Source organism: Actinoplanes sp. NPDC019969, from assembly GCF_055562375.1.
In genome coordinates this window covers 69,247-95,876 of record NZ_JBVHFK010000012.1, presented here as the reverse complement: position 1 = coordinate 95,876, position 26,630 = coordinate 69,247, and the positions used below count along the sequence as shown (strand labels likewise).

The 26,630-nt window shown below is 72.7% G+C and carries 21 protein-coding genes; 12 read left to right on the top strand and 9 right to left on the bottom strand.

Translation table 11 applies throughout. The features are described from left to right. Nucleotides 1–78: 78 nt before the first annotated feature. Complete coding sequence (locus ACZ3II_RS31705; RefSeq protein ID WP_465522174.1) at nucleotides 79–855, top strand: hypothetical protein; 777 nt, start codon at nucleotides 79–81, stop codon at nucleotides 853–855. Between the two features lie 41 nt (nucleotides 856–896). Here the strand turns inward: ACZ3II_RS31705 and ACZ3II_RS31700 are convergent, their stop codons facing one another. Continuing rightward, nucleotides 897–1,406, bottom strand: a complete 510-nt coding sequence (locus ACZ3II_RS31700; RefSeq protein ID WP_465522172.1) for a hypothetical protein — start codon at nucleotides 1,404–1,406, stop codon at nucleotides 897–899. 99 nt (nucleotides 1,407–1,505) lie between these two features. Continuing rightward, complete coding sequence (locus tag ACZ3II_RS31695) at nucleotides 1,506–2,618, bottom strand: NlpC/P60 family protein (protein WP_465522170.1); 1,113 nt, start codon at nucleotides 2,616–2,618, stop codon at nucleotides 1,506–1,508. A gap of 481 nt (nucleotides 2,619–3,099) precedes the next feature. On the opposite strand from ACZ3II_RS31695, the gene ACZ3II_RS31690 reads away from it, so the two are divergent. Further along, nucleotides 3,100–4,167: a hypothetical protein gene (locus tag ACZ3II_RS31690; protein ID WP_465522168.1), complete on the top strand. Its 1,068-nt coding sequence runs from the start codon at nucleotides 3,100–3,102 to the stop codon at nucleotides 4,165–4,167. A gap of 3 nt (nucleotides 4,168–4,170) precedes the next feature. Here ACZ3II_RS31690 and ACZ3II_RS31685 read toward each other — a convergent pair whose 3' ends face one another. From ACZ3II_RS31685 to ACZ3II_RS31675, 3 genes are all read right to left on the bottom strand, one after another. Next, complete coding sequence (locus ACZ3II_RS31685; RefSeq protein ID WP_465522166.1) at nucleotides 4,171–5,253, bottom strand: helix-turn-helix transcriptional regulator; 1,083 nt, start codon at nucleotides 5,251–5,253, stop codon at nucleotides 4,171–4,173. Between the two features lie 100 nt (nucleotides 5,254–5,353). Next, nucleotides 5,354–6,007 (bottom strand): response regulator, encoded by a 654-nt coding sequence (locus ACZ3II_RS31680; RefSeq protein ID WP_465522164.1) that lies wholly within the window; start codon nucleotides 6,005–6,007, stop codon nucleotides 5,354–5,356. Continuing rightward, nucleotides 6,004–7,140 carry a sensor histidine kinase gene (locus ACZ3II_RS31675; protein ID WP_465522162.1) on the bottom strand — a complete coding sequence of 379 codons (1,137 nt, stop codon included), beginning with the start codon at nucleotides 7,138–7,140 and terminating at the stop codon, nucleotides 6,004–6,006. Before ACZ3II_RS31675 ends, ACZ3II_RS31680 begins: the two co-directional genes overlap by 4 nt. Nucleotides 7,141–7,307: 167 nt before the next feature. On the opposite strand from ACZ3II_RS31675, the gene ACZ3II_RS31670 reads away from it, so the two are divergent. Next, complete coding sequence (locus ACZ3II_RS31670; protein WP_465522636.1) at nucleotides 7,308–8,225, top strand: ABC transporter ATP-binding protein; 918 nt, start codon at nucleotides 7,308–7,310, stop codon at nucleotides 8,223–8,225. Then, on the top strand, nucleotides 8,222–8,992 hold the full coding sequence (locus ACZ3II_RS31665) for a hypothetical protein (RefSeq protein ID WP_465522160.1): 771 nt from the start codon (nucleotides 8,222–8,224) through the stop codon (nucleotides 8,990–8,992). The genes ACZ3II_RS31670 and ACZ3II_RS31665 overlap by 4 nt, the downstream gene beginning before the upstream one ends. Nucleotides 8,993–9,117: 125 nt before the next feature. On the opposite strand, the gene ACZ3II_RS31660 is transcribed toward ACZ3II_RS31665, so the two are convergent. From ACZ3II_RS31660 to ACZ3II_RS31650, 3 genes are all read right to left on the bottom strand, one after another. Continuing rightward, entirely contained in the window at nucleotides 9,118–10,863 is a 1,746-nt protein-coding gene (locus tag ACZ3II_RS31660; protein WP_465522158.1) for a GAF domain-containing SpoIIE family protein phosphatase, read from the bottom strand. 46 nt (nucleotides 10,864–10,909) lie between these two features. Next, entirely contained in the window at nucleotides 10,910–14,560 is a 3,651-nt protein-coding gene (locus tag ACZ3II_RS31655) for a SpoIIE family protein phosphatase (protein ID WP_465522156.1), read from the bottom strand. A 75-nt stretch (nucleotides 14,561–14,635) separates the two neighbouring features. After that, a complete protein-coding gene (locus ACZ3II_RS31650; protein WP_465522154.1) occupies nucleotides 14,636–15,571 on the bottom strand; it encodes an ornithine cyclodeaminase family protein in 936 nt (311 codons plus the stop codon). Between the two features lie 196 nt (nucleotides 15,572–15,767). Between ACZ3II_RS31650 and ACZ3II_RS31645 the strand changes: the two genes are divergently transcribed. From ACZ3II_RS31645 to ACZ3II_RS31625, 5 genes are all read left to right on the top strand, one after another. After that, entirely contained in the window at nucleotides 15,768–17,372 is a 1,605-nt protein-coding gene (locus ACZ3II_RS31645) for an ABC-F family ATP-binding cassette domain-containing protein (protein ID WP_465522152.1), read from the top strand. Nucleotides 17,373–17,391: 19 nt separating this feature from the next. Then, complete coding sequence (gene abc-f, locus ACZ3II_RS31640) at nucleotides 17,392–19,011, top strand: ribosomal protection-like ABC-F family protein (RefSeq protein WP_465522150.1); 1,620 nt, start codon at nucleotides 17,392–17,394, stop codon at nucleotides 19,009–19,011. Between the two features lie 61 nt (nucleotides 19,012–19,072). Next, nucleotides 19,073–20,233, top strand: a complete 1,161-nt coding sequence (locus ACZ3II_RS31635) for an alpha-hydroxy-acid oxidizing protein (RefSeq protein WP_465522148.1) — start codon at nucleotides 19,073–19,075, stop codon at nucleotides 20,231–20,233. 97 nt (nucleotides 20,234–20,330) lie between these two features. Then, complete coding sequence (locus ACZ3II_RS31630; RefSeq protein ID WP_465522146.1) at nucleotides 20,331–21,152, top strand: AfsR/SARP family transcriptional regulator; 822 nt, start codon at nucleotides 20,331–20,333, stop codon at nucleotides 21,150–21,152. 10 nt (nucleotides 21,153–21,162) lie between these two features. Continuing rightward, nucleotides 21,163–21,795 (top strand): ScbR family autoregulator-binding transcription factor, encoded by a 633-nt coding sequence (locus ACZ3II_RS31625; protein WP_465522144.1) that lies wholly within the window; start codon nucleotides 21,163–21,165, stop codon nucleotides 21,793–21,795. Nucleotides 21,796–21,808: 13 nt separating this feature from the next. Here ACZ3II_RS31625 and ACZ3II_RS31620 read toward each other — a convergent pair whose 3' ends face one another. After that, nucleotides 21,809–22,453, bottom strand: a complete 645-nt coding sequence (locus ACZ3II_RS31620) for a ScbR family autoregulator-binding transcription factor (RefSeq protein ID WP_465522142.1) — start codon at nucleotides 22,451–22,453, stop codon at nucleotides 21,809–21,811. 127 nt (nucleotides 22,454–22,580) lie between these two features. Between ACZ3II_RS31620 and ACZ3II_RS31615 the strand changes: the two genes are divergently transcribed. The 3 genes from ACZ3II_RS31615 to ACZ3II_RS31605 all read left to right on the top strand — a co-directional run bounded on the left by ACZ3II_RS31615 (nucleotide 22,581) and on the right by ACZ3II_RS31605 (nucleotide 26,630). Beyond that, nucleotides 22,581–23,504 (top strand): ScbA/BarX family gamma-butyrolactone biosynthesis protein, encoded by a 924-nt coding sequence (locus ACZ3II_RS31615; RefSeq protein ID WP_465522140.1) that lies wholly within the window; start codon nucleotides 22,581–22,583, stop codon nucleotides 23,502–23,504. Nucleotides 23,505–23,511: 7 nt separating this feature from the next. Next, nucleotides 23,512–24,537, top strand: a complete 1,026-nt coding sequence (locus tag ACZ3II_RS31610) for an NAD-dependent epimerase/dehydratase family protein (RefSeq protein WP_465522138.1) — start codon at nucleotides 23,512–23,514, stop codon at nucleotides 24,535–24,537. Nucleotides 24,538–24,686: 149 nt separating this feature from the next. Continuing rightward, nucleotides 24,687–26,630: an alpha-ketoacid dehydrogenase subunit alpha/beta gene (locus tag ACZ3II_RS31605; RefSeq protein WP_465522136.1), complete on the top strand. Its 1,944-nt coding sequence runs from the start codon at nucleotides 24,687–24,689 to the stop codon at nucleotides 26,628–26,630.

Sequence of the window (26,630 nt, the reverse complement as noted above, 5' to 3'; positions counted from 1 at the left end):
CTTCCCGCGGGTCACGGCCTCTCGTGTTCTCGAACCGCACGGCTCAACCCGCCGTCGCGGCCGCCGATCATCGTGGCCGTGAGAATGCGTGCGGTCACCGCGGCCCTGACCGCTGCCCTGCTCGCCGCGACCGCGTCACCGGCTGCGGCCGGCACACCGGGCTCGCCGAACATCCCTTACATCACCCATGAGTCGACGGAGTACGGGAACTACACCAGCTGTGCGGAGATCACCCCCGGTGGCGGGCACCCGGAGGGCGGCCCCTTTCCCACGACCGTCTTCCTGTACTCGCACCAGCAGGGACGCCTGGGCTCCTACCCGCACGGCGCGAACATCTACGTGAGCGGCTCGGTGAGACGCGGGTTGCGGGCGGTCGAGGTCCTCACCGTCGAGCAGAAGCCCGCCGGGGCCGCGAACTGGATGCCGTCCGGCACCGTGCGCACCGATCTCGACGGCCGGTTCACGTACACCGCGAAGGCGCACATCACCAGCCGGTTCCGGTTCACGATCGCCGCCGGCGATCTCTTCGCAGGCTGCTCCGGTGAGGTCCTCGGACCGCCCGTACAGGCCGGCGTGCACGGCTGGACCACGTACCAGACCGCCGTACGGGGCAAGAAGGTCACGTTCGTGCTGGCCGTCGACCCGGCTCCCCGCACGGTCGCGCTGCAGTGGCACGACTATCCGGGCGGGCCCGGCTGGCGCACGCTGGACGTCACGACAGCCGACCGCAACGGCAGGGCCACGGTGTCCTTCACGCCGAAGAAGGCGGGCCGGTATCGCCTTCAGATCGCGCTGAGCGGGGACGCGCGGGCCATCAGCGGCCACAGCGACCCCAAGTTCCTGACCGTCAAGTAGACCCTCCGGAACGCGGAAGATCGTTCCGTATCATCGGGCGGCTATGTCTGCGAGGAAGAGGCGGCGTCAGCCGCGCGACCCGCCACGGCCCGCGCGGGCGGATCGTCCTGCTGGCGCTCGGGACCGTGACGTTCGCGCTGGTGTTCCTGATGATGCCCGATCCGCGGGACCGGATGAGCGGTGACGGCGCGGAAGCCCTCGGCGACGGCATGCTGTGGGGGGTCGGCGCCATCGTGGTGGGCACGGTGCTGCTGGTCCTCGGCCTGCTCGTCAGCCGGCCGTTCACCGAGGACCGGATCGTCCCGGCCCTGTGCGTGAGCACCACCCTCATCCTGGGCGGCATCGTCGCCTTCATCGACAACGACAACGACAACGATGACGCGGTGGTCCTGACGACGCGCATCTTCCCCGACGTCACGATGCGCGTCGGTGACGACGATCTGACCCGGATCGCGGCCATCGACCGGACCGGGTGCGCGGGCCGGTACGAGGGATGCGGGCACACCGCCGAGTTCGAGTACACGACCACCGACAGCGACGCCGTCACCCACCTGGAGATCATCTGGTTCCCCAGCGCCGTCGACGCCGACGACGCCAGGCGGGCCGGGGGATGCCCCGGCCCGCCTGGCGTCGTGCTGCGCGTCAGTCCTCTAGTCGCGGATCTTGTTGTACCGCCACGGCTTGTACCCGCCGCTCTTGGCCCGGCTGACCTTCACCTTGTAGTGGTTCATGTCGGACTTGGTGCTGCCCTCCTCGTAGATCCAGAAGGAGGTGTGCGACTTGTTGGCCCACTTCTCGAACATCTGGACGTGGCCGTTGCGCAGGAGCATGTCGCCGGGCTTCAGGCTCGACCAGTTGATGCGGTGCGAGACCTCGTCGAGGGTGCGGGTATTACGGCTGCTCTTGAGCGCCCAGCCCATCGACACGAAGCCCGAGCAGTCGGTGCGGAACTTCTTGCCCTTGTTGACATCCCACGCGTACGCCGACTGGCTGTACGGAACGTTGCGGCCGTACCAGTTCTTGGCCCGGGCGATGACCTTGGACCGCTTGATCGGCGCGCCGTACTTCATGGCCGCGGCGGCAGCGGCCATCGACTGGACCCCGGCGTCGGGGGCGTTCTCCGTGTCACCTTCGGGAGCGATGTAGTCGTCCTCCGGCATGGTGCCCTTCTCCGCGCCACCCACCGGCGGGACCGTCGCGTCGACGTCGGTCGCGGGGTCGAACTCCTCGACCGGCAGCGCGTCGTCGGCGTCCGGTGCGGGGCGGACCTCGACGATCTTGTCGGCGCCGTCGATCTCGTCGGTGTTCGCGGGCCGCTCGTTCGGGCACCAGCCGTCGTTGGCCGTCGGCTTCTCCACCAGCTCCTTGGCGTTGCCGATGTAGACCCACCCGTACGTCTGGGTGCCGTCGATGCGGCCCCAGATCCAGGTGTTCTCGTAGTCGTTCTCCACCGCGCACCAGGTCCAGATCTTGGTGCCGGCCGGGGCGCTGGCGTAGGTGCCGCAGGCCGCGTACGGCGCCTTCTGGAGGTTGGCGGTCTCGCCGAGGATCAGGTAGCCGTCGTCGGCGTTGGTGACCGCCTGACTGCCGCAGCTGGCCGCCGCCGCGGCGGCGAGAGCCGCCCGCGTCGACACCCCGGGCCCGGGCTCGGGGTTGGCCTGCGCCGGACCTGCGACGAACAGCCCCGATGTGCCCAGTGCCGCCGACACTCCCACCGTGAGGACACGCCGGTATCCGGCCCTGCCCGCCAATTTGCTACTCAATTCTGTGCTCCTTTTTTAAGCTGGCTCGAAAAGCCGTTGACGAATGTTCACGAACATGTCCCCGGCGAAGCCGAAGATCCCGGGCATGCGCCGGGTGAACGGTTGGGGACTTTCGAACGGCGGGATGAATGCCGTTCGGGCTGATGCCAGTCTTGCGGGGTGGCCGGTGGGCTCTCAAGGGCCGCGCGGTGTCAGCAAGCTGCACGGCAGCTTCGCCCGCCCGGGCACTGCGGCAGGAACATGCCGTGCAGCTAACTGCCACTGGTGCCGCATCCGGCCGGCTGTCACCATTCTGCGTACAACATTCACGGGGGATGGAGAAAAACATGCAGCGACGATTTCTGGGCCCACTCATCCTGCTGGTGGCCACCGCCATTTATGTGATTCCGGCCGCCATGGCCGTGACCGGTTCGACGGCATGGGACTGACGGATCCGTAGAATGGCGTCGCCCGCCGGTCGACCCGAATTGGGGACAACCGCGTGAAACTGAACCGGACGGCTCTGCCGCTCACCGTCGCGGGCGAGGTGGTGGTCGTCGGGCCGCGCTTCGGCCCCGAGCACAAGCACGCCGCACTGGTGGAGCGCGCCGTGCAGTGGCACGGCACGCCCGGGTGGGGAACGGCGCGGGATCGCGTGGCCACGCCCGCCGGCACGGCGGTGGAGCAGGCGCTGCAGCACCTGCGGCAGGCGGCGCCCGGCACCGCCGCCATCGTGGACAGCCGGGCGGAGCGGACACTCTTCCCGCGGCTGCCGGGCACCGGGCGGACCCGCTGGACCGGGATCCGGAGCCTGTCCGACGTGCCGGCCGCCCCACCCGGCGACCGGGCGGTGCTCCCGGCGGCGTTCGCGCGGCTGACCAGCCCGGGTTCCGGCCTGTTCGCGCCCGTGCCGGGCGAGCCGCCGCCGATCGACGGGACGGCCACCGCCCGGCTGCACATCATCGGGTCGCCGGCACGGCACAGCCTCGGCTGGGGGCCGGATCCCGCGACGGCGTCCGCACGGGCCCTGCTGGCCGGCGTACGGGTGCTGTCCACCCGCCTCGGGCCGGCTGCTCCCCGCGGCCGGCTGCTGGTGGGCGCCGCCGGGGCCTCCGAGCTGCACTGGCTGCTCGACGGCGGTCTGCGGCTGCTCTCCACGTACGACACCGGGTCCGAGCAGGTGCCCGTCCCCGGCGGGACGGTGCGGGTGGCGGTGCGCCGGGCGCCTCATCTCGACGGCGAGTGGCGGATCGCCCGGGTCTTCCACTCCTCCTCGGGCGCCCCGGTCGCCGCCGCCTGGGGACGCACCGCGCCGGAGGCCGCCGGCCACGCCCTCACGCAGGCGCGTGTCCGGCTCGCGACCTCCGTACCGGGCACGGCCCGCGACCCCCGGTACCCGACCGCCGACCCGATGCTGCAGGAGCTCTCGGCGCCCGAGTTGAACGGGCTGCGGCAGGACGTGCAGCGGTGCCTGGGCCGGCTGGGGTTGCGCCTGCTCGGCGCCCGGGTGGCGGCCGACGCGCTGCTCGGCGACCCCGGCCCGGCGTGGGGGGTCGTGTGGTGGGCGTGACGCTCAGGCGGCGTCGTCCGCGGCCGGTCCGGGCGTGGACGACGCCGGGTCGGTCAACAGGCCGGTGCTGCTCGCCAGCACCCCCGCCTGGAACCGGCTGGCGGCCTGCAGCTCCTCCATCAGCTCCGCGATGTGCCGCCGGCAGGTCCGTACCGAGATGCTGAGCCGGCGGGCGATGTGGTCATCCTTGGCGCCGGCCGCGAGCATCCGCAGGATGGCGCGTTTGAGATCGTCACCGGCGACGCCGTACCCGGCGGTGAACGCGGACCCGTCGATCAGCGGCAGCGCCGACGACCAGCACTGCTCCAGCCCGCGGTAGAGGTAGTCGACCACCGACGGCTCGCGCACCACGACGGCCCCGCCGGCGGTCGCCCGGCTGGCGATGACCGCCACCTCACGGTCCAGGATGATGATGCGGTCCGCGATCTCCTCACAGGTACGCACCTCCGCCCCCGCCTCGGTGAGGGTGTGCAGGAACTCCCGCATCCGCGGATTGACCCGGGCGGAGTGCTGGTAGACGGTCCGCATCCGCACACCGCGCCCCATCAGCTCGGTGTCGTGGGGCACCGACTCCGCGATGGCCGCCTCCGACAGGGCGCCGGGATGGGCGCTGAACACCTCGACGGTGCACCGGCGGGCGATGTCGGCCAGGGTGGCACGGACCCGGTCGACGTCCTCGATGACGTCGATGGCCTCGCGGCTGTTCCGGGCCCGCCGGCTCTCGTAGTACAGGCTCTGCAGCGGGGACAGCTCCGCCTTCAGGGCCTGCACCGACCGCTGGTGCTGCCGGATCCGCACCTCGATCGGGCCGACCAGCTCGGCGATGGCCACCTCCGGGCTCGCCGGCATCACGATGCTGTCCCGGTTCGGTGATCTCCGGAGCAGGCGCAGGCCGAGCAGGGTCGCGAAGTGTGCCTGGACGACGCTGACCGGCGAATCCAGCACCTCGGCCGCGGCGGCACAGTCGGCCATGTCGGCGAAGCCGCGCTGCAGCACCCACTGATACAGATCGGCGACCTCGGCGGAGACCACCGCCGCCCCGGCGGGCGGGTCCGGACCGTCTGACTGTTCGTTCGGATACCCCATGCCGTCTCCCCGTTGATCACACGTGCGCATGGACTGTACAACAAGTCGACATTCCTCAATGGAACGTGGATCGTCGCTGTTCCGGCGCCTACGAGCGGTGTCAGGGAGTCTCGGCCAGGCCGGACTGGTAGGCGATGATGACGAGCTGGATGCGGTTGCGGGCGTCCAGTTTGGTGAGCAGCCGTGCCACGTGCGTCTTGGTGGTGGCCAGGCTGATGTGCAGGCGCTCGGCGATCTCGGTGTTCGACAGGCCCTGTGCCACCAGCAGCAGGACGTCGCGTTCCCGGCCGGTGATGCCGGACAGCCCGCCGGGCAGGGCCGGGCGGGGCTCCGGACGGCAGGCGAACTCGCGGATGAGGCGGCGGGTGATCTGCGGGGCCAGGATCGCCTCGCCGGCGGCGATCACGGAGACGGCGGTCAGCAGGTCGGCCGGCGGGGAGTCCTTGAGCAGGAATCCGCTGGCTCCGGCGCGGAGGGCGGCGTACACGTACTCGTCCATGTCGTACGTGGTCAGCATGAGCACCTTGGCGTCCGGAGTCCGGGCGAGGATCCGGCGCGTGGCCTCGATGCCGTCGAGACGGGGCATCCGGATGTCCATCAGCACGATGTCCGGGCGTTCCCGGGTCACGACGTCGACGGCTTCGAGCCCGTCGCCGGCTTCCCCGACCACGGTGAGGCCGGGGGTGGTGTCGATGAGGACACCGAAGCTGGCGCGTACCAGAGCCTGGTCGTCGACGACCACCACCCGTGTCATGCCGGACCCTCCTCCAACGGCAGATGTACGTGCACCCGGAACCCGGCCCGCGGTGGCGGCAGGGGCCCGGCGTCGAGCCGGCCACCGTACACGGCGACGCGTTCCCGCATGCCCATCAGCCCGTGCCCGGAACCGGCGGGCGTGCGGGCGCCGGTGCGCCTGCCGTCGTCGGTGACCTCGATGGTCAGCGATCGTGGCCGGTAGTCCAGCAGCACGTCGGCCCGGGCCGGCCCGGCGTGCTTGACCACGTTGGTCAGCGCCTCCTGGATGATCCGGTAGGCGGACAGCTCCATCCCGGCCGGCAGCGGGCGTGGCCGTCCCTCGGTGCGGACCCGCACCGGGATCCCGGCGGCGTCCGTCCGCGCCACCAGCGCGTCCAGGCCGGTCAGGTTCGGCGCCGGGTCCAGGACCGGGCCGTCGTCGGTACGCAACGCGGTCAGCATCTGGCGCAGCTCCGTCAGACTGCTGCGGCTGCTGTCCTCGATCGCCTCCAGCGCCCGGAGCGCCTCCTGCGGCCGGACCTGGAACACGTGCCGGGCCACTCCGGCCTGGATGGTGATGACGCTCATCCCGTGCGCCAGCACGTCGTGCAGCTCACGGGCGATACGCAACCGTTCCTGGGCCACCGCCCGCTCGGCGGCCTGGTCCCGTTCGCTGGTGACGTACCGGCGGTGGAGGCGGACCGCGACCGCGATCGCGCCGATCGTGGTCATGATGAGCCCGCCGCTGAACATCGGCCCGGCCGCCTCGTCCAGGTGGAACCGGTAGGCGGCCAGGATCGCCAGCAGCGTGGTGGTGAACGCGGCGACCGCGGCGAACGCCGCCGGCCACTCCGGCAGCAGAAGCAGCAGCGGATAGAGGGCCATCGCCCGGGCCAGGTCCGCGTCCCGGATCACCTCGAACTGCGGCGCCACCGCCGAGAACACCAGCACCACCCCGAAGACCGGCAGCGGCCAGACCCGGCGGACCGCCAGCGGCGCCGTCATCGCCACCACCGTCAGCGGCCCGAGCACTCCCGGCCGGACGCTGGCCATGCCCACCCCGGCCAGAACCGCGGCGGCCACCACGTCGAGAGCGATCCAGTGCCCGGGACGCATCCGGGCGGCCAGTCGGGGGCGCGATTCCTGCGGCACCCGACCACCGTAGCGACGATGATCGACGAGTGCGTCCACCCGCGGGCCGTCATCCCCACGGCCGATGACGGTCGCCTCGTCAGCCGCGTGACCGAGCCGGGAAAGCGCTCCGCGGACCGATGTCCACGCCGGCCGCGCCGGGCAGGCTGAGACACATGCCAAGCGACATCATCGAGGTCCGCGAGCTGACCAAGAGGTACGGAACGACGACAGCGGTCGCCGGCCTGTCGTTCACGGTGCGGCCCGGCCGGGTGACCGGCTTCCTCGGCCCGAACGGCGCCGGCAAGTCCACCACGATGCGGGCCGTCCTCGGCCTGGACCGGCCCACGTCGGGCGCCGCGACCGTCGGCGGCCGCCCGTTCACCGCCGCGCCGAGCCCGTTGCGGCTGGTCGGGGCGCTGCTGGACGCCTCCGCGGTGCACGGCGGCCGTACCGCGTACCTCCATCTCCTGGCCCTGGCCCGCAGCAACGGCATCGGCCGCCGCCGCGTCGACGAGGTGCTCGGCATCGCCGGGCTCACCGACGTCGCCGGGCGCCGCGTCAAAGGCTTCTCCCTCGGCATGCGCCAGCGGCTCGGCATCGCCGCGGCCCTGCTCGGCGACCCGCCCGTGCTGATGCTCGACGAGCCGGTCAACGGACTGGACCCGGAGGGGATCCGCTGGATCCGCACCTTCCTGCGGTCGCTGGCCGCGGAGGGGCGCACCGTGTTCGTCTCCAGTCACCTGATGAGCGAGATGCAGGACACCGCCGACCATCTGATCGTCGTCGGGCAGGGCCGTCTGGTCGCCGACACCACGATGGCCGACCTCGTCCGCGGCCGGGACCTGGTCCGGGTACGCACCCCGCACCCGGACGGCCTGATCCCGCTGCTCCGTGCCGCCGGGGCCGTCGTGGACCCCCTCGACGGCGGCGCGTTCGCCGTGACCGGCCTCGACAGCGACCGCATCGGGGACCTGGCCGCCGACGCCGGGATGCGGCTGCACGAACTGTCCCCGCAGCGTGCCTCGCTGGAGACCGCCTTCATGGACCTGACCCGTGACACGGTGCGCTACCGCGGCACCGACCCGAAGGGAGCCCTCCGATGACCGTACGAACTCTGCGGCAGGTCCTCGCCTCCGAATGGACCAAGCTCTGGTCGGTACGTTCCACCGCCGGGAGCCTGCTGATCACCGCGGTCACGGTCGTCGCCGTCGCCGTGGTCTCCGGCCGCTCCCTGCTGTCCTACCGCTCCGCTGCCGGTGTCTCGGCCGCCGACGTGGCCGGGGTGGCGCTGGAGGGTGTCGTCTTCGGTCAGCTGGCGATCTGCGTCCTTGCCGCGACGGCGATCACCGGCGAGTACGGGACCGGCCTGATCCGCAGCACCCTGGCCGCGGTGCCGGCCCGCGGCCGTCTCCTGGCCGCCAAGACGGTCGTCGTCGCCGGGGTCGCCCTGCTCACCGGCACGTTCACCGGACTGGTGGCCTTCCTGGTGGCCCGTCCGATGATCGGATCGCCGGCCGGGCCGGTCGGCCTGACCGACCCGGGTGTCCTGCGGGCCGTCGCCGGCACCGGGCTGTACCTGGCGGTGCTGGCGGTGTTCTCCCTCGCCGTGGGCACCGTTCTGCGGAACAGCGCCGTCACCATCACCGCGCTGATCCTCGCGGTGCTGATCCTGCCGAGCGTGTTCGCGCAGCTCGGCGCGGCCGGCCGCACGGTGGCCCGGTGGTGGCCCACCCACGCCGGATTCCAGTTGCTGCACGTCGACCGGCTGCCGGATCAGCTCGCCCCGTGGGCCGGGTTCGCCACCTTCGCCGTGGCCACCGCCGTCCTGTACGCGGTCGCGGTGGCCACGCTCCTCCGGCGGGACGCCTGATTCCCGCCGAGCGGCGTCAGCGGGCCCGCCTTCGCCGGCTCCTTCTTGCCCAGCAGCGCGGCGACACCGAACAGTCCACCACCGACACCGGCGCGCTTGCCCTTCTCCGCCCTCCATCGTCACCGCTACGGAGTGCGGCGGCCAGGGTCACCGGCCGGTGTGGTGGTGGCGATGATCAGGGCCACGTCGTCTTCGTGGGCGCGGGCTTCGGCCTGCTCCACGAGCAGGCCGGCGAGGGCGTCGGGGGTCATGTCGCGGCGTCCGGTGAGGAGCTCTCGCAGGCGGGCGAAGCCGTCGTCGATCGTGGTTCCGCGGTCCTCGACCAGGCCGTCGGTGTACAACAGCAGGCCGGCGCCGGGCGGCAGCCGGTGGTGGTGGGTGGTCCGGGCCCGGCGGTGCCGGGCGCCGAGCAGGGGATCGGTGCCGGGCAGGACGGTGACGTGGCCGTCGGCGGTCAGGGTGATCGGCGGCGGGTGCCCGGCGTTCGACCACGACAGCGTGCAGGCGCCGTCGTCGTGGCGCTTCAGGTAGGCGAGCAGGACGGTCGCGATGGTGTGCGCGCCGAGGGCGTGATTGGCGTGGTCGAGGCGTTCCAGCACGGCCGCGGGGTCATCGGGACGGTCGATGAGCATGCCCCGCAGCATGCTGCGCAGCTCGCTCATGCCGGCGGCGGCGGTGAGGTCGTGCCCGGAGACGTCGCCGATGACCAGCACGACCCGGTCGTCGGGCAGGCAGATCGCGTCGTACCAGTCGCCGCCGACCAGGTCGCCCTGATGGGCGGGCAGGTAGCGGGCGGCCAGCCGGATCCCGGCGGGGTTCGGCAGCCGGGTCAGCAGGGCTTGCTGAAGGGTACGGGCGGCGGTGTTCTGCTGCTGCAGATGGGTGACGCGCTGCAGGGCCAGGCCGACGTAGCCGGCCACGGTGACCATCACACTGCGCTGGTCGGCGTCGAGTTCCTGCGGATCGTTCCAGGAGAAGGTGAGCGCCCCCACCCGGCCCTGGACGCCCGGCACCGGCGCGCAGGCGATCGCCTGCCATCCGAGGGCGGCGACCTCGTCGGCGAGCTGCGGGTATCCGGCCCGGATGGCGGCCGGGCCGGTGAGGGTGAGCAGCTGCCCGGTGCGCAGCGTGTCGGCGGCGGGCAGCGGCGCGGAGGCCGGGAAGCTGGGCCAGCGGGCGCTGACGTCGGCGGGCAGCGGTTCGGCGCCGAAGACCCGCAGCCGATCCTCGCCGTCGAGCAGCACCATCCCGATGTGCGCGGGGGCGAAAGCCGGCGATCGGAGCCCGGCGACCGCGGTGACGATCTCCGCGACGGTCTTGCACCGGACCAGGAGCTCACTGGCGTGCAGCAGGAGCTCGCTGCGCTGCGACGCCGCCTGCGACACCGCCCCGCCGTGTTGCGCCAGCCGGGTCGCGATCCGCAGTCGCAGGCTGTCCGAGCAGGCCAGCGCCAGGTCGGCCAGCAGCGACAGGTGCGTCTGGCGCCACGTCCGTGGCTCGTGGTCGATGGCGCACAGCGCGCCCAGCACGGTGCCGTCGGCGGCGGTCAACGGCATCCCCGCGTATCCGGCGATCCCGAGTTCGGCGACCGCCGGGTTGCCGTGGCAGCGCGGGTCCTGGCGGGCGTCGGTGATGACCACCGGACCCCGCGCCACGGCGACCCGTTGACAGATGGCATGGCTCAGCGGGGTCTGCCGGGTGCTCGCCCACGGCTCGGCGAGCCCGGCCTGACCGGGGAAGAACTGCCGGTGATCGTCGAGCAGCGACACCAGCGCCAGCGGCACACCGAGCAGATGCCGGACCAGATCGGCGATGCGGTCGAACACCGGCTCACCGGCCGCGTCCAGCCCGGTAGCGGTTACGTCCCGCACTCGACTGCCCCGTTCGTCGGACGAATTCCCGCACACCCTGGAAGAGTCATCGGCCGGGTTCCTGCCAACGGCGCTGAATCGTGACGGTGGTTCCGGTGTCCGCCGGGACGACCCGGACGTCACCGAAGGCGCTCATCAACGGGGCGCCACGGCCGCGGTCGCGAGCCGCCGGCCGGGCCCGCCACCCGCCGAAGTCCCGCACCGTGATCAGGACGGTGCGGTCGAGGACCCGCAGCTCGACCTCCACTTCCGGACGTTTGGGCTGCTGGGCGTGCTCCACCGCGTTGTTGACCGCCTCGGTCGCGGCGACCTGGAGGTCGTACAGCAGGTCGGGGTCGATCTCGTGGCCGTTCAGCGCGGTGCGGAGATCGCGGCGCAGCTGGGTGGAGGCCGACCGGTCCAGCGGGTACGACCAGGTGACGTGCAGGTCGGGCACGTCGGCGGCGAGGGGTGCGTCCGTCGGCCGCCGGCGGTGCAGGACGAGTGCCGCGAAATCGTCGCGCTGCGGCCCGGGTCCGCCGGTCAGCACGGCGTCGAGCAGAGCGGAGGCGGACCAGCCCCCGGCGTACGACCGCCGGCTCTGGCTCTGCAACCGGCCGGTACCGGCGTCGCCCAGGCCGTCGGTGTAGAGCAGCAGCTGGGCGCCGGGCGGCAGGACACCCGTGTTCTGCCGGTACGAGGCCCGGGGCAGCCCGAGCGGTGGCCCGACGACGCCGTTGATCAGCTGGGTGTCCTGGTCCGGGCCGGAGCGCACCGGACGGGGATGGCCGGCGCTGCACCAGGCGAAGTCGCCGGTGTCCGGGCGCAGATGGAGCACGAACAGGGTGGCCGTCGCCGGCGTGCCGAGGCGGGTGAGCAATTCCGCCACCCGGGTGACGACGGTGGCGGGCGCCGGGTCCCCGGCCGCGTACGCGCGGACGGCGCCGCGCACCTGGCCGGCCAGGACCGCGGCGCCGGGCCCGTGGCCGGCCACGTCACCGATGCTGAGCAGGGCGCCGCCGCCGGGCAGCGCCACGGCGTCGTACCAATCCCCGCCGGGCTCCCCGGCGGCCGGCCGGTACGCGGCCTGCAGTTCCCAGCCGTCCAGGGTGGGCAGGCTCTCCGGCAGGATCGTCTGCCGCAGGGTGAGTGCGAGCCGGCGGTCGTCGTCGAGCCGCCAGCCGGTCCGCGCCAGCGAGGCGAGCAGGTGCACGATCGGTTCGAGCAGGTCGCGGTCCTGCGGGGTGGGCCGGCGGGCGGGATCGGGCGACACGGTGAGCGTGCCGATCGGCGCGCCGTCGCGGTCGCGGATCGCCGCCCGTACGGCGCCGGGATCGTCCGCGGGCACGCCGTCCGCGCCGGAGGTGAACCGCAACCCGGGCCCGTCGCCGCCGTTGATCACCACCTCGGCCGCGACGCCCTCCACCAGGACCCGCGCCTGCTCGGTGACGGCCCGGAACGCGTCCTCGAGGGCGCGGCCGGACGCGATCACCGCAGCGGTGCCGGCGAGCGTGGACGCCTGCCGGGGGTGCGCGGCGCGGACCCGGGCCAGCCGCAGGGTGTTGCGGACCCGCGCGACCAGGTCGGCTGCCGCGAACGGTTTCACCACGTAGTCGTCGGCGCCGGCCTCCAGGCCTTCCACGCCGGACTCGTCGCCGGCCCGGGCGGACAGCATCACCACCGGCAGCGCCCGGGTGGCCTCGTCGGCCCGTACCGCTCGGACCAGGGCGAAGCCGTCCATGCGGGGCATCATCACGTCGGTGAGCAGCAGGTCCGGTGGGAAGCGGCGGATCGCCTCCAGGGCCGCGTGCCCGTCCGGGGCGAGTTCGACCTGCCAGCCCTCGCGGCGGAGCAACCGGCCCAGGTAGGCGCGCATGTCGCCGTTGTCGTCCGCGACGAGGATGCGGGCCGTGTCCGCCGCCACCTCGGCCGGCGGCTCGGGCGGGCTCTGCGGCACGTCCAGCCGGCGGGCCGCCTCGCGGGCCGCGGCCTGCGCGGCCGGCATGTCCGGCAACGGTTCCGCGGCCGTGGCCTCGACCAGTGGCATGGCCACCGTGAAGCTCGTCCCGGCGCCGGGGGTGCTCTCGACGGTCACGTCACCGCCGTGCAGGCGGGCGAGTTCGCGGACCAGCGCCAGGCCGATGCCGCTGCCCTCGTGGCTGCGCGCCTGCACACCCCGGATGCGGTGGAAACGGTCGAACAGCCGGGGCAGATCGCCGGCGGCGATGCCGATGCCGGTGTCCGCGACCGTCAGCCGGACCGTGGCGCCCACGGTTTCCAGCCGTACCCGGATCTCACCGACGAAGGTGAACTTCAACGCGTTCGACAGCAGGTTGGTGACGATCTTCTCCCAGTTCGCCGGGTCGGCGGCGACCGTGTGCGGCAGCGGCGGGCAGTCCACCACCAGTCGCAGGCCGGCGCGTTCGACCGCCGCCCGGAAGACGCCGGCGAGCTCGGCGGTGTAGCGGGCGAGGTCGATCGGCCGTGGCCGGTGCCGGGCCCGGCCGGCCTCCACGCTGGAGAACGTCAGGAGGTCGTTGACCAGCGCGAGCAGCCGGTCGGCGTTGCGCAGGGCGATCTCCGCCCGGTCCCGCTGGGCCGGGCCGAGCGGTTCGCCGGCGTCGGCGAGGGCGTCGCTCAGGGGTCCCATCATCAAGGTCAGCGGCGTACGGAACTCGTGGCTGACGTTGGTGAAGAAGTCGGTCTTGACGCGGTCCAGCTCGGCGAGCGCCGCGGCCCGGTCCCGCTCCTCCTGGTACGCCTGAGCGTTGCGCACCGCCACGGCCACCTGCTGCGCGAGCAGGGCGAGGAACGACCGGTACGTCTCGTCGAGGCCGCGGCTCGGGCTCACGCCGGCCAGCAGCACCCCCAGCGGCTGCGAACGCTCGGCGGACGGCAGCGGGACAGCCACCGCGGTGCGGACCGGATCGTCCCAGGCGCCGCCGGTCACCGCGAGCCGCCCGGCGACGTCCTCGACGTCGACGCCTTCGCCGCCTGCCGCGACGTGCAGCCGCCACGCGTCGTCGCCGGGGCTGACGATCGGCGGCAGGACCGTGGCGGACTCCGGCACTCCGACGGTCGCGGCCCGGCGCAGCAGGGCGCCGTCGCGCAGATAGATGGCGGCGAACGGCACGTCGAGCCGGTGCTGGCCGATCACCGCGCAGAGCTGCGCGCAGACCTGGTCGACGCCGGACGTCCGGCCGCCGGCCGGCACGGCGAGGTCACGCAGCAGGCGCAGCCGGCGCTCGCCGACCACCTGCTCGGTGACCTCGCTGCACACGGTGAGGACACCGGCGGTGACGCCGTCGTCGTCGCGGGCGGGCGCGTGCGAGACACTGAAGTACGCCTCCTCGCGGTAGCCCGACCGGTCCAGTGCGAGCTGCAGCGCCGGAACCCAGCTGGCCACACCGGTCCGCATGGCGTCGGCGATCAAGGGTTCCAGGACGTCCCAGCCTTCGGCGAGCGTCACCCGTACGTCGTGACCCAGCGCGTCGGGATGTTTGCCGCCGATCAACGCGGAGTAGGCGTCGTTGTAGAGCTGGGTGTAACGCGGTCCCCACAGCAGCAGCATCGGATAGCGGGAGGACAGCACGATCCGGACCGCCGCCCGCATGCTCTGCGACCAGGTCTCGACCGGACCGACATCGGTGGCCGGCCAGTCGAGCCGGCTCATCAGCTGACCCGCGGCGCCGCCACCGGCGAAGAGATCGTCCGTCACGTGACAACGCTACCCAGCCGGGGCCGCGAGAATGCCGGCCGGGCGCACGGACACTCATCTGCCGGAGGGCGCCGTTCAGAGGCCCTCGGGGGCCGGGTGGGCCTCGTGGGCGGCTGCGGCGACGGCGAGGTCCTGCCAGGCCATGCCGGTGCTCTTGAAGACGCGCGGGCGATCGGCCGGTGGCCGGGCCTCGCCGCGGACCACGTCCTGCAGGGTGACGATGTCGCCGGCGGAGAGGGCGCCCTCGGCGATCGCCTGGATGATGTCGCCGGCCTCGCGCAGGGCGGTGGAGCGGGCCTCGGCCACCGTGGTGGCGCGGGCGAACAGGGCGGAGTCGAGTTCCCGGGCGTCCGGTTCGTGGGCGCCGACGGCGATGACCAGCGCGTGCGAGGCCACCTCGGCGCTGTCGAACACGGGGTTCCGGGCGTTGGTGCAGCAGCACACGACATCGGCCCGGGCCAGTGAGCCGCCGTCGGCGGGACCGACCGGCACGCCGCGGCCGGCCCATTGCCCGGCGAACTCCGCGACGGCGCCGGGGCGGCGCCCGGACACCTCGAAGCTCGCTCCGGGCAGGACGTGCCGGAGAGCCTCCACGTGACCGTGGGCTTGCGGTCCGGTGCCGAAGAGCAGAACCCGCCGCGCGCCGGGGGCGGCGAGGTGGCGGGCGGCGACGGCGGAGACCGCCGGGGTGCGGAGCGCGGTCAGCTGGGTGCCGTCCATCACGGACACCGGTCGCAGTGTCGCCGTCTCGAACAGCACGTAGACACCCTGGACGCGGGGGAGGCCGTGGGCCGGGTTGCCGGGCGCGACGGAGACGAGCTTGACGCCCGCATAGCGGTCGCTGACCGCCGGCATCAGCAACAGCGAGCCGGCGGGCGCCGTCAGAGCGGAACGCAGCGGTTCCCGTTCGAGTTCGACCACACCGGCGGCGGCTTCGACGGCGGCGATGGCGGAGGCCATGTCGAGGCGGCCCAGCCGCGGATCGGGACGGTACGACAGCGAGGCGGACACAGCGCGGAGCGTACCCGGCTCGTTTCCCTGTGATGGATCGGGTTGACGAGACGTCCGATTCCTGTAAGTATGGCTGGGTGATCTACTGACACGCACCCCAGCCCGCTGCCGTGGCCCACCACTTTCTCGTGGTCGTTGAGCCCCGGCGGGCAGTCGATCCTTCTTCCTTTCGACGATTGGTGCCCACGTGTCCAACGTGTCTGTTCTGCATGCCCGTGATCTGGTGAAGGCCTACGGCGACCGCATCGTTCTCGACGGCGTCTCGCTCGCGGCGGGCCCCGGCCAGCGGCTGGGTCTGGTCGGTGAGAACGGGATCGGCAAGTCCACTCTGCTGCGGTTGCTCTCCGGCGAGGAGGAGCCGGACGCCGGCGAGGTCCAGCGCCCGGCCGACACCGAGTTCCTGCGCCAGGAGCTCCCGTTCCCGGCCGACGCCCCGGTCAGCGCTGTCATCGACGACGCGCTCGCCGAGTTCCATCAGGTCGGCGACCGGCTCGACGAGCTCGCTGAGATCCTCGCCGTCTCGCCCGAGGACGAGGCCGCCCTCGCCGAGTACGGTGACCTGCTCGGCTGGGCCCAGGACCACGACCTGTGGGGCGCCGACCACCGGGCGAAGATGGTCCTCGACGGCCTGGGGCTGTCCGGCGTGGACACCGCCCGCCCGATCGGCTCGATCTCCGGCGGCCAGCGCACCCGCCTGGCGCTGGCCGCGTTGCTGATCCGGCAACCGCGGGCGATGCTGCTGGACGAGCCGACCAACCATCTCGACGAGGAGGCGGTCACCTTCCTGGAGCAGCGGCTGGCCGAACTGCCCGGCGCGATCGTGGTGGCCTCGCACGACCGGGCGTTCCTCGACGGCGTCTGCACCGACATCGTCGACCTCGACCCGTCGCGGGGAGGCGTCACCCGGTACGGCGGCGCCTATTCCGACTACCTCGACGTCAAACGCTCCGAGCGGGCCCGCTGGGAGCAGCAGTACGCCGCCGAGCAGGCGGAGATCAAGGAGCTGCGGCAGGCCGTGGCCACCACGGCGCACGACGTCAACCACGCGCGGTCCATCAAGGACAACAACAAGATCGGGTACGACCGGCACGGCGGCCGCGTCCAGAAACAGATCTCCCGGCGGGTCCGCAACGCCCAGCAGCGTCTGGACGAACTCACCGCCAACCAGGCCCGGCGGCCTCCGGCCCAGCTCAGCTTCACGGCCGCGGTGACCGGAAGCGGTCCGCACGAGGGCAGCGTGTCGCTGCGCGGGGTGCGGGTGGCCGGCCGGCTGGAGATCGACGATCTGACCGTCGCGACCGGTGAGCGCCTGCTGGTCACCGGGCCCAACGGGGCGGGCAAGTCGACGCTGCTGCGGGTGCTGGCGGGTGGTCTGGAACCGGACGCCGGAGCCGCGTACCGGTCGGCGGGACTGCGTGTCGCCCTGCTGGAGCAGGACGTCGAGTTCCCCGACCCGGAGCGGACCGCCCGCTCCTACTACGCCGAGGCGGCCGGCGAGGACCCGGTGGTGCCGCTGTCCCGGCTCGGGCTGCTGGCCGGCCGCGACGCGGAACGCCCGGTCGGGCAGCTCTCCACCGGGCAGCGCCGGCGGGTCGCGCTGGCCGTGCTGGTGGCCCGGCCGCCGGACGTCCTGCTGCTCGACGAACCCACCAACCATCTGTCGCTGCGCCTGGTGGAGGAACTGGAGGAAGCGCTGCGCAGCGCACCGGGCGGCATCGTCGTCGCCTCCCACGACCGTTGGCTGCGCCGTGGATGGCAGGGTCCCGAACTGACCCTGCTCGACGGCCGTGTCCGGGCCTGATGGCCGGAGAGGAGCATCCATGTCCACCCAGCTCACACTGCACGCGGTGAGCAAGGCGTACCCACACGGCCGGGTTCTCGGCGCGGTGTCCGCCTCGGTCCGCGACGGCGAGCGGGCTGCCGTCGTCGGTGAGAACGGCGCCGGCAAGTCCACACTGCTGCGGCTGCTGGCCGGCCAGGAACCGCCGGACGAGGGCGAGGTCGTGGTCACCGCGGACGGCGGGATCGGATACCTCGGTCAGGTCCTGGACCTGCCGGACACGGCAACGGTCGGCGACGCGATCGACGCGGCGCTGGTGGACCTGCGTGACCTGCAGCGCCGGATCGCCGAGGCCGAGCAGGAACTGGGCGCCGGCGACACCGGGGTGCTGACGGCGTACGGCGAGATGCTGACCGCTTTCGAACTACGCGACGGCTACCGGGCCGACGCCCGGGTACGGGCGGCGATGTCCGCTCTCGGGATCGGTGAACTGACCCCGGAACGGGCGCTCGGCACTCTCTCCGGCGGGCAGCGGGCGCGGCTCGCGCTGGCCGGCGTGTTGTCGGCCGAACCGGAGCTGCTGTTGCTCGACGAGCCGACCAACCATCTCGACGAGACCACGCTGGCCTGGCTCGAGGATCGGCTGCGCCGGCATCGGGGCACGCTCGTGATGGTGACCCACGACCGGCTGCTGCTGCAGCGGGTCGCCACCACGATCCTGGAGGTCGACGGGGACCGGGCCACGGTGGTCCGGTACGGCAACGGGTACACCGGATACCTCGCCGAGAAACGGGCGGCGCGGCAGCGGTGGGAGCAGGCCTACGCCGAGTGGACCGGTGAGATCGAGCATTGGACCGAGTGGGGCGCGACGACGGCGTACCGGGTGGCGCCCGGCCGTGCCATCAAGGACCACAACAAGTGCAAGTACAACGGTGACGGCCGCCGGGTCCAGGCGTCGATCTCCACCCGGGTGCGCAGCGCGGCCGAACGACTCGACCGGTTGCATGCCGAGCCGGTGCCCCGCCCGCCGGACCCGCTGCGGCTCCACGCGCCCCTGGACGCGGCGGTCCGGGAGGGCACCGTCCTCGCGGCGCACGGCGTCCGGGTCGCCGGCCGGCTGGAGGCGACCGCGCTGACGGTCACGGCCGGCGAGCGGGTGTTGATCACCGGGCCGAACGGCGCCGGCAAGTCGACGCTGCTCGACGTGCTGGCCGGAGTTCTGCGCCCGGACGAGGGAACTGTCGAACGCCGGGGCGTCCTGGGATATCTGCCGCAGGAGAGCGCCGTCGGCCGGCCTTCGCGCAGTCTGCTGTCCGCGTTCGCGGAGGGCCGGGCCGGAACCCGTGAGGAGCACGCCGAGCGGCTGGAGTCACTGGGGCTGTTCCGCGCCGGTGACTTCGGCAAGCCGGTCGGCGCCCTGTCGGTCGGGCAGCGCCGCCGCCTGGCCCTGGCCCGCCTGCTCGCCGGCGAGGCCGATCTGCTGCTGCTCGACGAGCCCACCAACCACCTCTCGCTGGTCCTGGTGGAACAGTTGGAGGAGGCGCTGGCCGGATATCCGGGCGCCGTGGTGGTGGTCTCGCACGATCGGATGTTCCGGGAGCGCTGGACCGGCTCGGAGGCGTCCCTCGAGGACGGCAGGCTGCTCGTGCCGGTGCGGTGAGCCGGTCGAGAACCACTCGACGAATCGCGCCGGCGACCGGGGGCGTCCTTAGCGTTGCCGCATGAGCAACAGGATGTGGGGCGCCTACCGGTCCGAGCTGTTCGCCGGCGACCAGCCGCCGTGCGGCACGAACGGCGCGACGCTGGAGGAGGCGGCGCAACGGGTGATGCCCCCCGGCCCGTTCGGGTACGTGGCCGGGGGCGCCGGTTCGGGGGCGACCGTCCGCGCGAACCGGGCCGCCTTCGACCGGCACCGCATCGTGCCGCGGATCCTGCGGGGCGCCCACCGCCGGCGCCTGGACACCACCCTCTTCGGCGTCACCCTTCCGGCGCCGGTGGTGCTGGCCCCGATCGGCGTGCAGTCCATCGTGCACCCGGGCGGGGAGATCGCCTCGGCGCGGGCCGCCGCCACGGTAGGGCTGCCGATCACGGTCAGCACCACCGCGTCGTACACCCTGGAGGAGGTGGCCGAGGCCGGTGGCCCGCGCTGGTTCCAGCTGTACTGGCCGGACGACGAGGAGGTGTGCCGCAGCCTGCTCGACCGGGCCCGGCGTGCCGGGTACACGGCGCTGGTGGTCACGGTGGACAACTGGACCTTCGGCTGGCGTACCACCGATCTGGATCTGCGGTACGCGCCCGCCGCGGACGGACTCGGGTCGGCCAACGCGCTGGCCGACCCGGTGTTCCGCAGCCGTCTGGCCCGGACGCCGGAGCGGGACCGGGCCGCGGCGGTGGCCCGGTGGGCGGCCATGTTCACCGGCACCGACCGGGATTGGGACGATCTCGCCTGGCTGCGGCGGCAGTGGGACGGGCCGCTGGTGCTCAAGGGCGTGCTGCATCCGGACGACGCGCGACAGGCGGTCGCGGCCGGTGTGGACGGTGTGGTCGTCTCCAACCACGGTGGGCGGCAGATCGACGGAGCCGTGGCGTCGCTGGACGCGCTGCCCGCGGTCGCCGCGGCGGTGGACGGGCGGGCGGCCGTGCTCTTCGACTCCGGGGTACGCACGGGCGCCGACGTGGTCAAGGCGCTGTGCCTCGGCGCCGATGCGGTTTGCGTAGGACGTCCTTATCTGTATGGCCTTGCCCATGGGGGTGAGGCGGGTGTGCGGCACGTGCTGCGCAGTCTTCTCGCCGATTTCGACCTCACTTTGGCGCTGAGTGGTGCTCGTTCCGTCAGTGAGCTGAACCGTGAAATGCTCCTGAGCTGCGGTGATGCCGATTGACGGGTCTCGCTTGACATACCGGGTGGTTGGTTTTTAGAGTCATACCCGTCAACCGGTGCGGTGTCGGGCGCGCCACCGCGGGAGGGGGAGTGAAGCCATGGACGTACGGGTGCTGGGGCCGCTGCAGGTCACCGTCGGGCAGTCCGCTGTGATGCCGAGCGCGGCCAAGCCCCGGCAGGTGCTCGCCCTGCTGGCGCTGCACGCCAACGAGATGGTGCCGGTCCCCGCGCTGTTCGAGGAGCTCTGGGGCGACGCCGTGCCGCGCAAGGCGAGCACCACGCTCCAGACGTACATCCTGCAGTTGCGGAATCTGATCGGCGCGGCCCTGCGCCAGGACCCGTCGTCGGCCGGGCTCGACGCGAAGGACGTCATCGTCACCCGGCCCGGCGGCTACCTGCTCTCCGCGCCCGGGCCGGCGGTCGACACCAGCCACTTCGAGCGCCTCGCCGCCGCCGGGCACCGGGCTCACGAGCGCGGTGACTTCCCCGAGGCCAGCCGGCTGTTCCGCCAGGCGCTGGCGTACTGGCGGGGCGCGGCCCTGGCCGACGTGCAGCTCGGCCCGATGCTGGAGGTGGAGTGCCGGCGGCTGGAGGAGACCAGGATCAGCACGCTGGACCGGCGGATCGACGCGGACCTGCGGATGGGCCGGCATCACGAGACCATCGGCGAACTCACCGCGCTGGTGGCGCACAACCGCACCAACGAAGGGCTCTCGGCGCACCTGATGGTGGCCCTGCACCGGTGCGGGCGGCGCGGCGACGCCATCGGGGTCTACCGGCGGCTGCGTGCCAATCTCGTCGCCGACCTGGGACTGGAGCCGTCGCCGGTGCTGCACCGGTTGCACCGGCACATCCTCAACGCCGACAGCCCGTTCGGATACGAGGCCGCGCCGGCCGGCGTGCTGCAGCGTGCCAGCTGATCGGTATCCGATGAGGCAGAACCGTGCGCAACTGACCCGTACCCGGCTGGTGCGGGCGGCCGCCGAGCTGTTCGATCAGCACGGCTACGCCGGCACCAACATGGCGAGCGTCGCGGCCCGCGCCAAGGTGACCAAGGGCGCCCTCTACTTCCATTTCGCCACCAAGGCGGACCTGGTGCGGGCACTGAACGAGGAGAGCTGGAGCCTGCTGCGAGGGCTGGCCGAGAGCGTCGGGGGACGGGGCGCGGGACCGCTCCAGGCGCTCATCGACTTCAGCCATGGCGTCCTCGGGCCGCTGCGCACCGAGCCTGTGCTGCGCGCCACCATGCGCGTCGCTCGTGAATGCGGTGACGAGGGCGAGCCGTTCCTGGACTTCTATCTGCGCTGGGCGGAGACGGCGGCGGGTCTGCTGCACGCGGCCGGCCGCGACGACTGGCTGGCCCCCGGCGTCGACGCGGACGCCCTCGCGGCGCTGCTGCTGGCACTGCACATCGGCGCGGACGCCATGCTGGCCACCGCCGATCCGCGGCTCGGGACGGCGCTAGGGCCGACCGGGGTATGGCGGATGCTGCTGCCCGGAGTGGTCACCGGCGACCGGCTGAGCCGAGTGCAGGCGGCCGGATCCCGGCCGCCTGCCATCTGACCGCGGCGCCCGGTCAGGCGGGCGCGGCGGTCAGCGGGAGGGCCTCCGTGGCGCTGCCCTCGGGGCGGAACCTGCCGAGCCGGCGCGGCGGCACCAGCCCCGGCAGGATGATCTCCCACATGCTGGTGATCCGGCGGGCGAGGTCGTCGCGGGCGGTCAGCACGTGCGAGCTGATCTGGACGCCGGTGAACGACGAGATGATGAACGTCGACACGTCCAGCGACATCATGCCGGGGCGCAGGTCGCCCTTGGCCCGCGCGGCGACCAGGCACTCCTCCACGGCGGAGATCCATCGCAGGTACGCCATCGGCGAGGGGTCGCTGAACGTGCCGTGCTCGACCACCAGCCGGATCCCGGCGCGGACCCGGATGTCGCGCATCAGCAGCGCGCCCAGCTCGTGCGTCATGTCGATGACCGTCTGCAGCCCCAGCTCGGTGGCGTCCCGGAGCGGCTGCCAGACCTTGAACTGCTCGTCGATGATGGTGCGGGCGATCTCCTCCTTCGACGTGAAGTGGAAGTAGAGGGCCCCCTTCGTCACCTCGGCGCGCTTGAGGATGTCGGACAGGCTGGCACCCGCGAAACCCTGACGGTCGAACTCCTCAGCTGCGGCGTCGAGGATCGCTGTGCGCGTCCGGTCCGCTCTCTCCTGCCTGGCCATCTCCACGTCCTCCTGTGAGTCGATGCCGTGGAGTTTATCTAAGAACCGAACAGTATCGACAAACATACCGGTCGGTTAGTACGGTTATCGAGCGAGCGACCCGGCAGAGCTCCACGAGGGGAGAACCATGAGCCAGCTGCTGACTGTCCGCGAGGCACAGACGTCCGTCGATTTCGAGCAAACCGTACCGCGCAGTCTCGTGCACCGCAGAGCTGTCTCCGAAGTGTTCGTGACCGACCTGATCCAGGTCAGCGACACCGCCGTCGAGGTGGGCGCCCAGTGGCCGCGCGCGCACAGCTTCTATCGGCTCCAGTCGGCGCGGCACCACGACCCGCTGCTGTTCGCCGAGTGCATCCGCCAGGCGGGCCTCGCCATCGCGCACCGCGTCTTCGGTGTTCCGATGAACTGGTCGTTCCTCACCCACCATCACGACTACCGGATCGACCCCGCCGGCCTGTCCCGCGAGAGCGGCGGCCCGGTCGACACGCTGCTCGCCGTCGAGTGCCGGAACATCAAGCAGACCCGGCGCGGCGTCAGCGGCATGGTCATGGACATGGTGCTCTACCGCGACCGCGAGCCGGTCGGCACCGGATCGGTGGGCTGGAGCTGCGTCTCCCCGACGAGCTACGCGAGGCTGCGCGGGGCCGCGGCCACCGCGAGCGTGCGCCAGCCGCTGCCCGTCCCGGTGCCCCCCGGGCTGGTCGGCCGCGAGCGCGACTGGGACGTGGTGCTCGCTCCCGGCCCGGACCGTGACTGCTGGCAGCTGCGCCTCAACCAGGACCACCCGGTGCTCTTCGACCACTTCGTCGACCACGTGCCCGGAATGGTGCTGATGGAGGCGGCCCGGCAGGCCGCCATCCTGCACTGTGGCGCCGAGGTCCTGCCGGTCGAGTCGCATTTCGCCTTCTCCAGTTATGTCGAACTGAACGAGCCGACCATGGTCGCTCTCACCCCCGTGGCCGGCGGCGCCGCCCGGCGGGCCGTGCGTGTGGAGTTCCTGCAGAAGGGCCGGTGCATGGCCACCGGCGAGTTCGACGTGCTTCCCCTCTGACGCACCGATGCCCACCGAGACGGCACGCCCCAGGATCCTGGTGACCGGGGCCACCGGTTTCGTCGGCTCGGCGGCCCTGCGGGCTCTCCTGGCACGCTCCCGGGACCTCGCGGCCCAGGGGCGTGCCGTACCCGAGATCCGTGTTCTGACCCGGCGTCCCCTTCCGCCCGGGACGGTCCCGGCCGGCGTGATCGAGGTGCGCGGCGACCTGCGGGAACCCGCCACGCTGCGGGGCTCCTGCGACGGCGTGACCACCGTGCTGCACCTCGCCGCTCAGGTCGGCGGCGACGCCGCCACCTGCGCCGCGGTCAACGAGCACGGCACCGCGGCGTTGCTGTCCGAGGCGGCCGCCGCCGGTGTCACCCGCCTGATCCACCTGAGCACCACCGCGGTGTACGGCTCCGGCGTGCACCGCGGCATCGGTGAGGACGAGGCGCCGATCGCCCCGGTGTCGCCGACCAGCCGCAGCCGTGCCGCCGCCGAGGCGGCCGTGCGCCGGGCCGGCGGGATCGTGCTGCGGCCACACCTGGTCTACGGCCCGGGGGACACCTGGTTCGTGCCCACCCTGCTGACCCTCTTCGCCAAGGCGCCGGCCTGGATCGACGGGGGAGCGGCACGCGCCTCGCTGGTCTGTGTGGACGATCTCGGGGCGGTGTGCGCGGCGCTGGCGCTCGGCGCGGGTTCCGTGCCGGCCGGTTCGGTGCACCACGTCAACCATCCGGAGCCGGTCAGCATCCGGACCGTGGTCTCCACCCTCTGCCGTGCGCTCGGCCGGCCGGAGCCCGGTGGCGACCTGCCGGCCCGGCGCCACCGGGAACTGGTCCGGACGGTCCTGCCCGGCATCAGCGACCACCAGTTCGAGCTGGTCGCCGAGGACCACTACTACGCCAGTTCGCGGATCTGGCGGTTGGCCGGAGTCCCCGCCGGGAGCGGGTTCGCCGGACGGATCGCCGGGGCGCTCGACTGGTACCGGAGGACCATCGGCATCCCTCCCGCGGCGGATCCCACCCCCGCCGCGGGAGCCGGTCACTGACCCGGAACGGTCCCGGAGAGGGATTCCGGCCGGCCCGCCGATCCCGCCGGAAAGCGCTGCGGAAATAGCTCTCAGAGCGGATTGTTGCCGATTATCCGAACCCGAAGAATGTGGTTCGTGGATGTAGAAATCGGCTCGGCGGTGGCGCCATGACGGGCGTACAAGCGCCGGAAGAGCTGCTCAAGCTCATGATCACGTCACGGGAATGCGATCGCCGGTCGGGTCTCACGCTGCGTCAGGGAAATGCTTGGTTCACCATTTCCTCGGCCGGCCATGAAGCATTTGCCGCCCTCGGTGAGGCCCTGGAGCCCCACGATTACCTATTCCCCCACTACCGGGACCGGGCGCTGGTGATGGCGCGCGGCATGACCGTCGAGGACGTGGCCCGCGATCTAATGGCCAAGGCCGGCTCACACTCCGCCGGCCGGTCGATGACCTCCCACTTCAGCCACCCGGCCGGCAACGTGGTCTCGCTGGCCAGCCCCACCGCCAGCCAGTGCCTGCCGGCCGCCGGTGTCGCCTGGGCCGCCCAGCGCCGCAACGACCCGGCCGTCGTGGTCTGCTCCCTCGGCGAAGCGTCCGCTCGGCAGGGCGAGTTCTTCGAGGCGCTGGCCTTCGCCCTCCAGCGCGACCTGCCGCTGGTCTTCCTGATCGCCGACAACGGGTACGGGATCAGCACGCCGACAGCCGGGACCTCCCCCCGGGACCTCGGCATGCTGCCCGGCGACAGGCTGCTCGCGGTGGACGGCTCCGACGCCGACCAGGTCGCCGCCGCCGGCCGGATCGCCGTCGACCGGGCCCGCCGCGGTGGTGGCCCGTGCGTGCTGTGGTGCGAGGTGGACCGCCTCGACCCGCACAGCTCCTCCGACGACCACCGGATCTACCGGTCCGGTGCGGAGCTGGCCGCGATGCGCGACCCGGTCGCCCGGTACGCCGACCGGCTCGTCGCCGCGGGCGTCGTCACCCGGGACTGGGTGGACACCACCACCGCACGGGTCGCCGGCGAGGTGGCCGACATCTTCGCCCGCGTCGCCGGTGAACCGGTGGCCGAACCCAAGGACGTCACCGAGCACCTGTTCGGCTCGCCGCTGCCCGGGATCGCGCCGATCGCGCCGTCCGGCGGCACCATCGTCACCGCGGTCAACCGGGCCATCGGCGCCGCGCTCGCCGGCGACCCGGGCGCCGTCGTCTTCGGCGAGGACGTCGAGGATCCCAAAGGGGGCGTGTTCGGCTTCACCAAAGGCCTCGGCACCACCCAGGTGGTCAACTCGCCGCTCGCCGAGGCCACCATCGTCGGCGTCGCCGTCGGCCTGGCCGCGGCCGGTCTGCGCCCGATCGCCGAGCTGCAGTTCGTCGACTTCGCCGGCCCCGCCTGGAACCAGCTCGCCGCGCAGCTCACCACACTCCGCTGGCGATCCGCGTCCGGGTGGGCCTGCCCCGTGGTGCTGTACGCGCCGTGGGGCGCCTACCTGCCCGGCGGCGGGATCTGGCACAGCCAGAGCAACGAGAGCCTCTTCACCCACCTGCCCGGACTGCGGGTGGTCGTGCCGTCCACACCGGAGGACGCCACCGGGGCGTTCGCCGTCGCCGTTGCCGGTGACGACCCCACCCTGATCCTGCTGCCCAAACACCTGATGCGCCGCCGGCAGGAGCCCGCGGCCGCGCCGGTCCCGGCGCACGGCGCCCGCACCCTGCGCGTCGGCGCCGACGTCACCATCGTCACCTGGGGCAACGGCGTGGAACTGGCGCTGGCCGCCGCGGACGAGGTGGCCGCCGACGGCGTCCGGGCCGAGGTGCTCGACCTGCGGTGGCTGGTCCCGTGGGACCGGGCCGCGGTGGCCGCGTCGCTGCGGCGTACCGGCCGTCTCGTCGTGGTGCAGGAAGACGCCCGTACCAGCAGTTTCGGCGCCGGCCTGATCAGCGAACTGATCGGCGCCGACGAGGACTTCTACGCGCTGCTGGCCCCGCCGCGGCTGGTCAGCCGCGACGACGTGCACGTCCCGTTTCACCCCGAACTCGAACGCGCGGTGCTGCCCGATGTGAGCGACGTGGTCGCCGCGGTCCGCAGTGTTCTCAGCCGAGTACCGGAATGA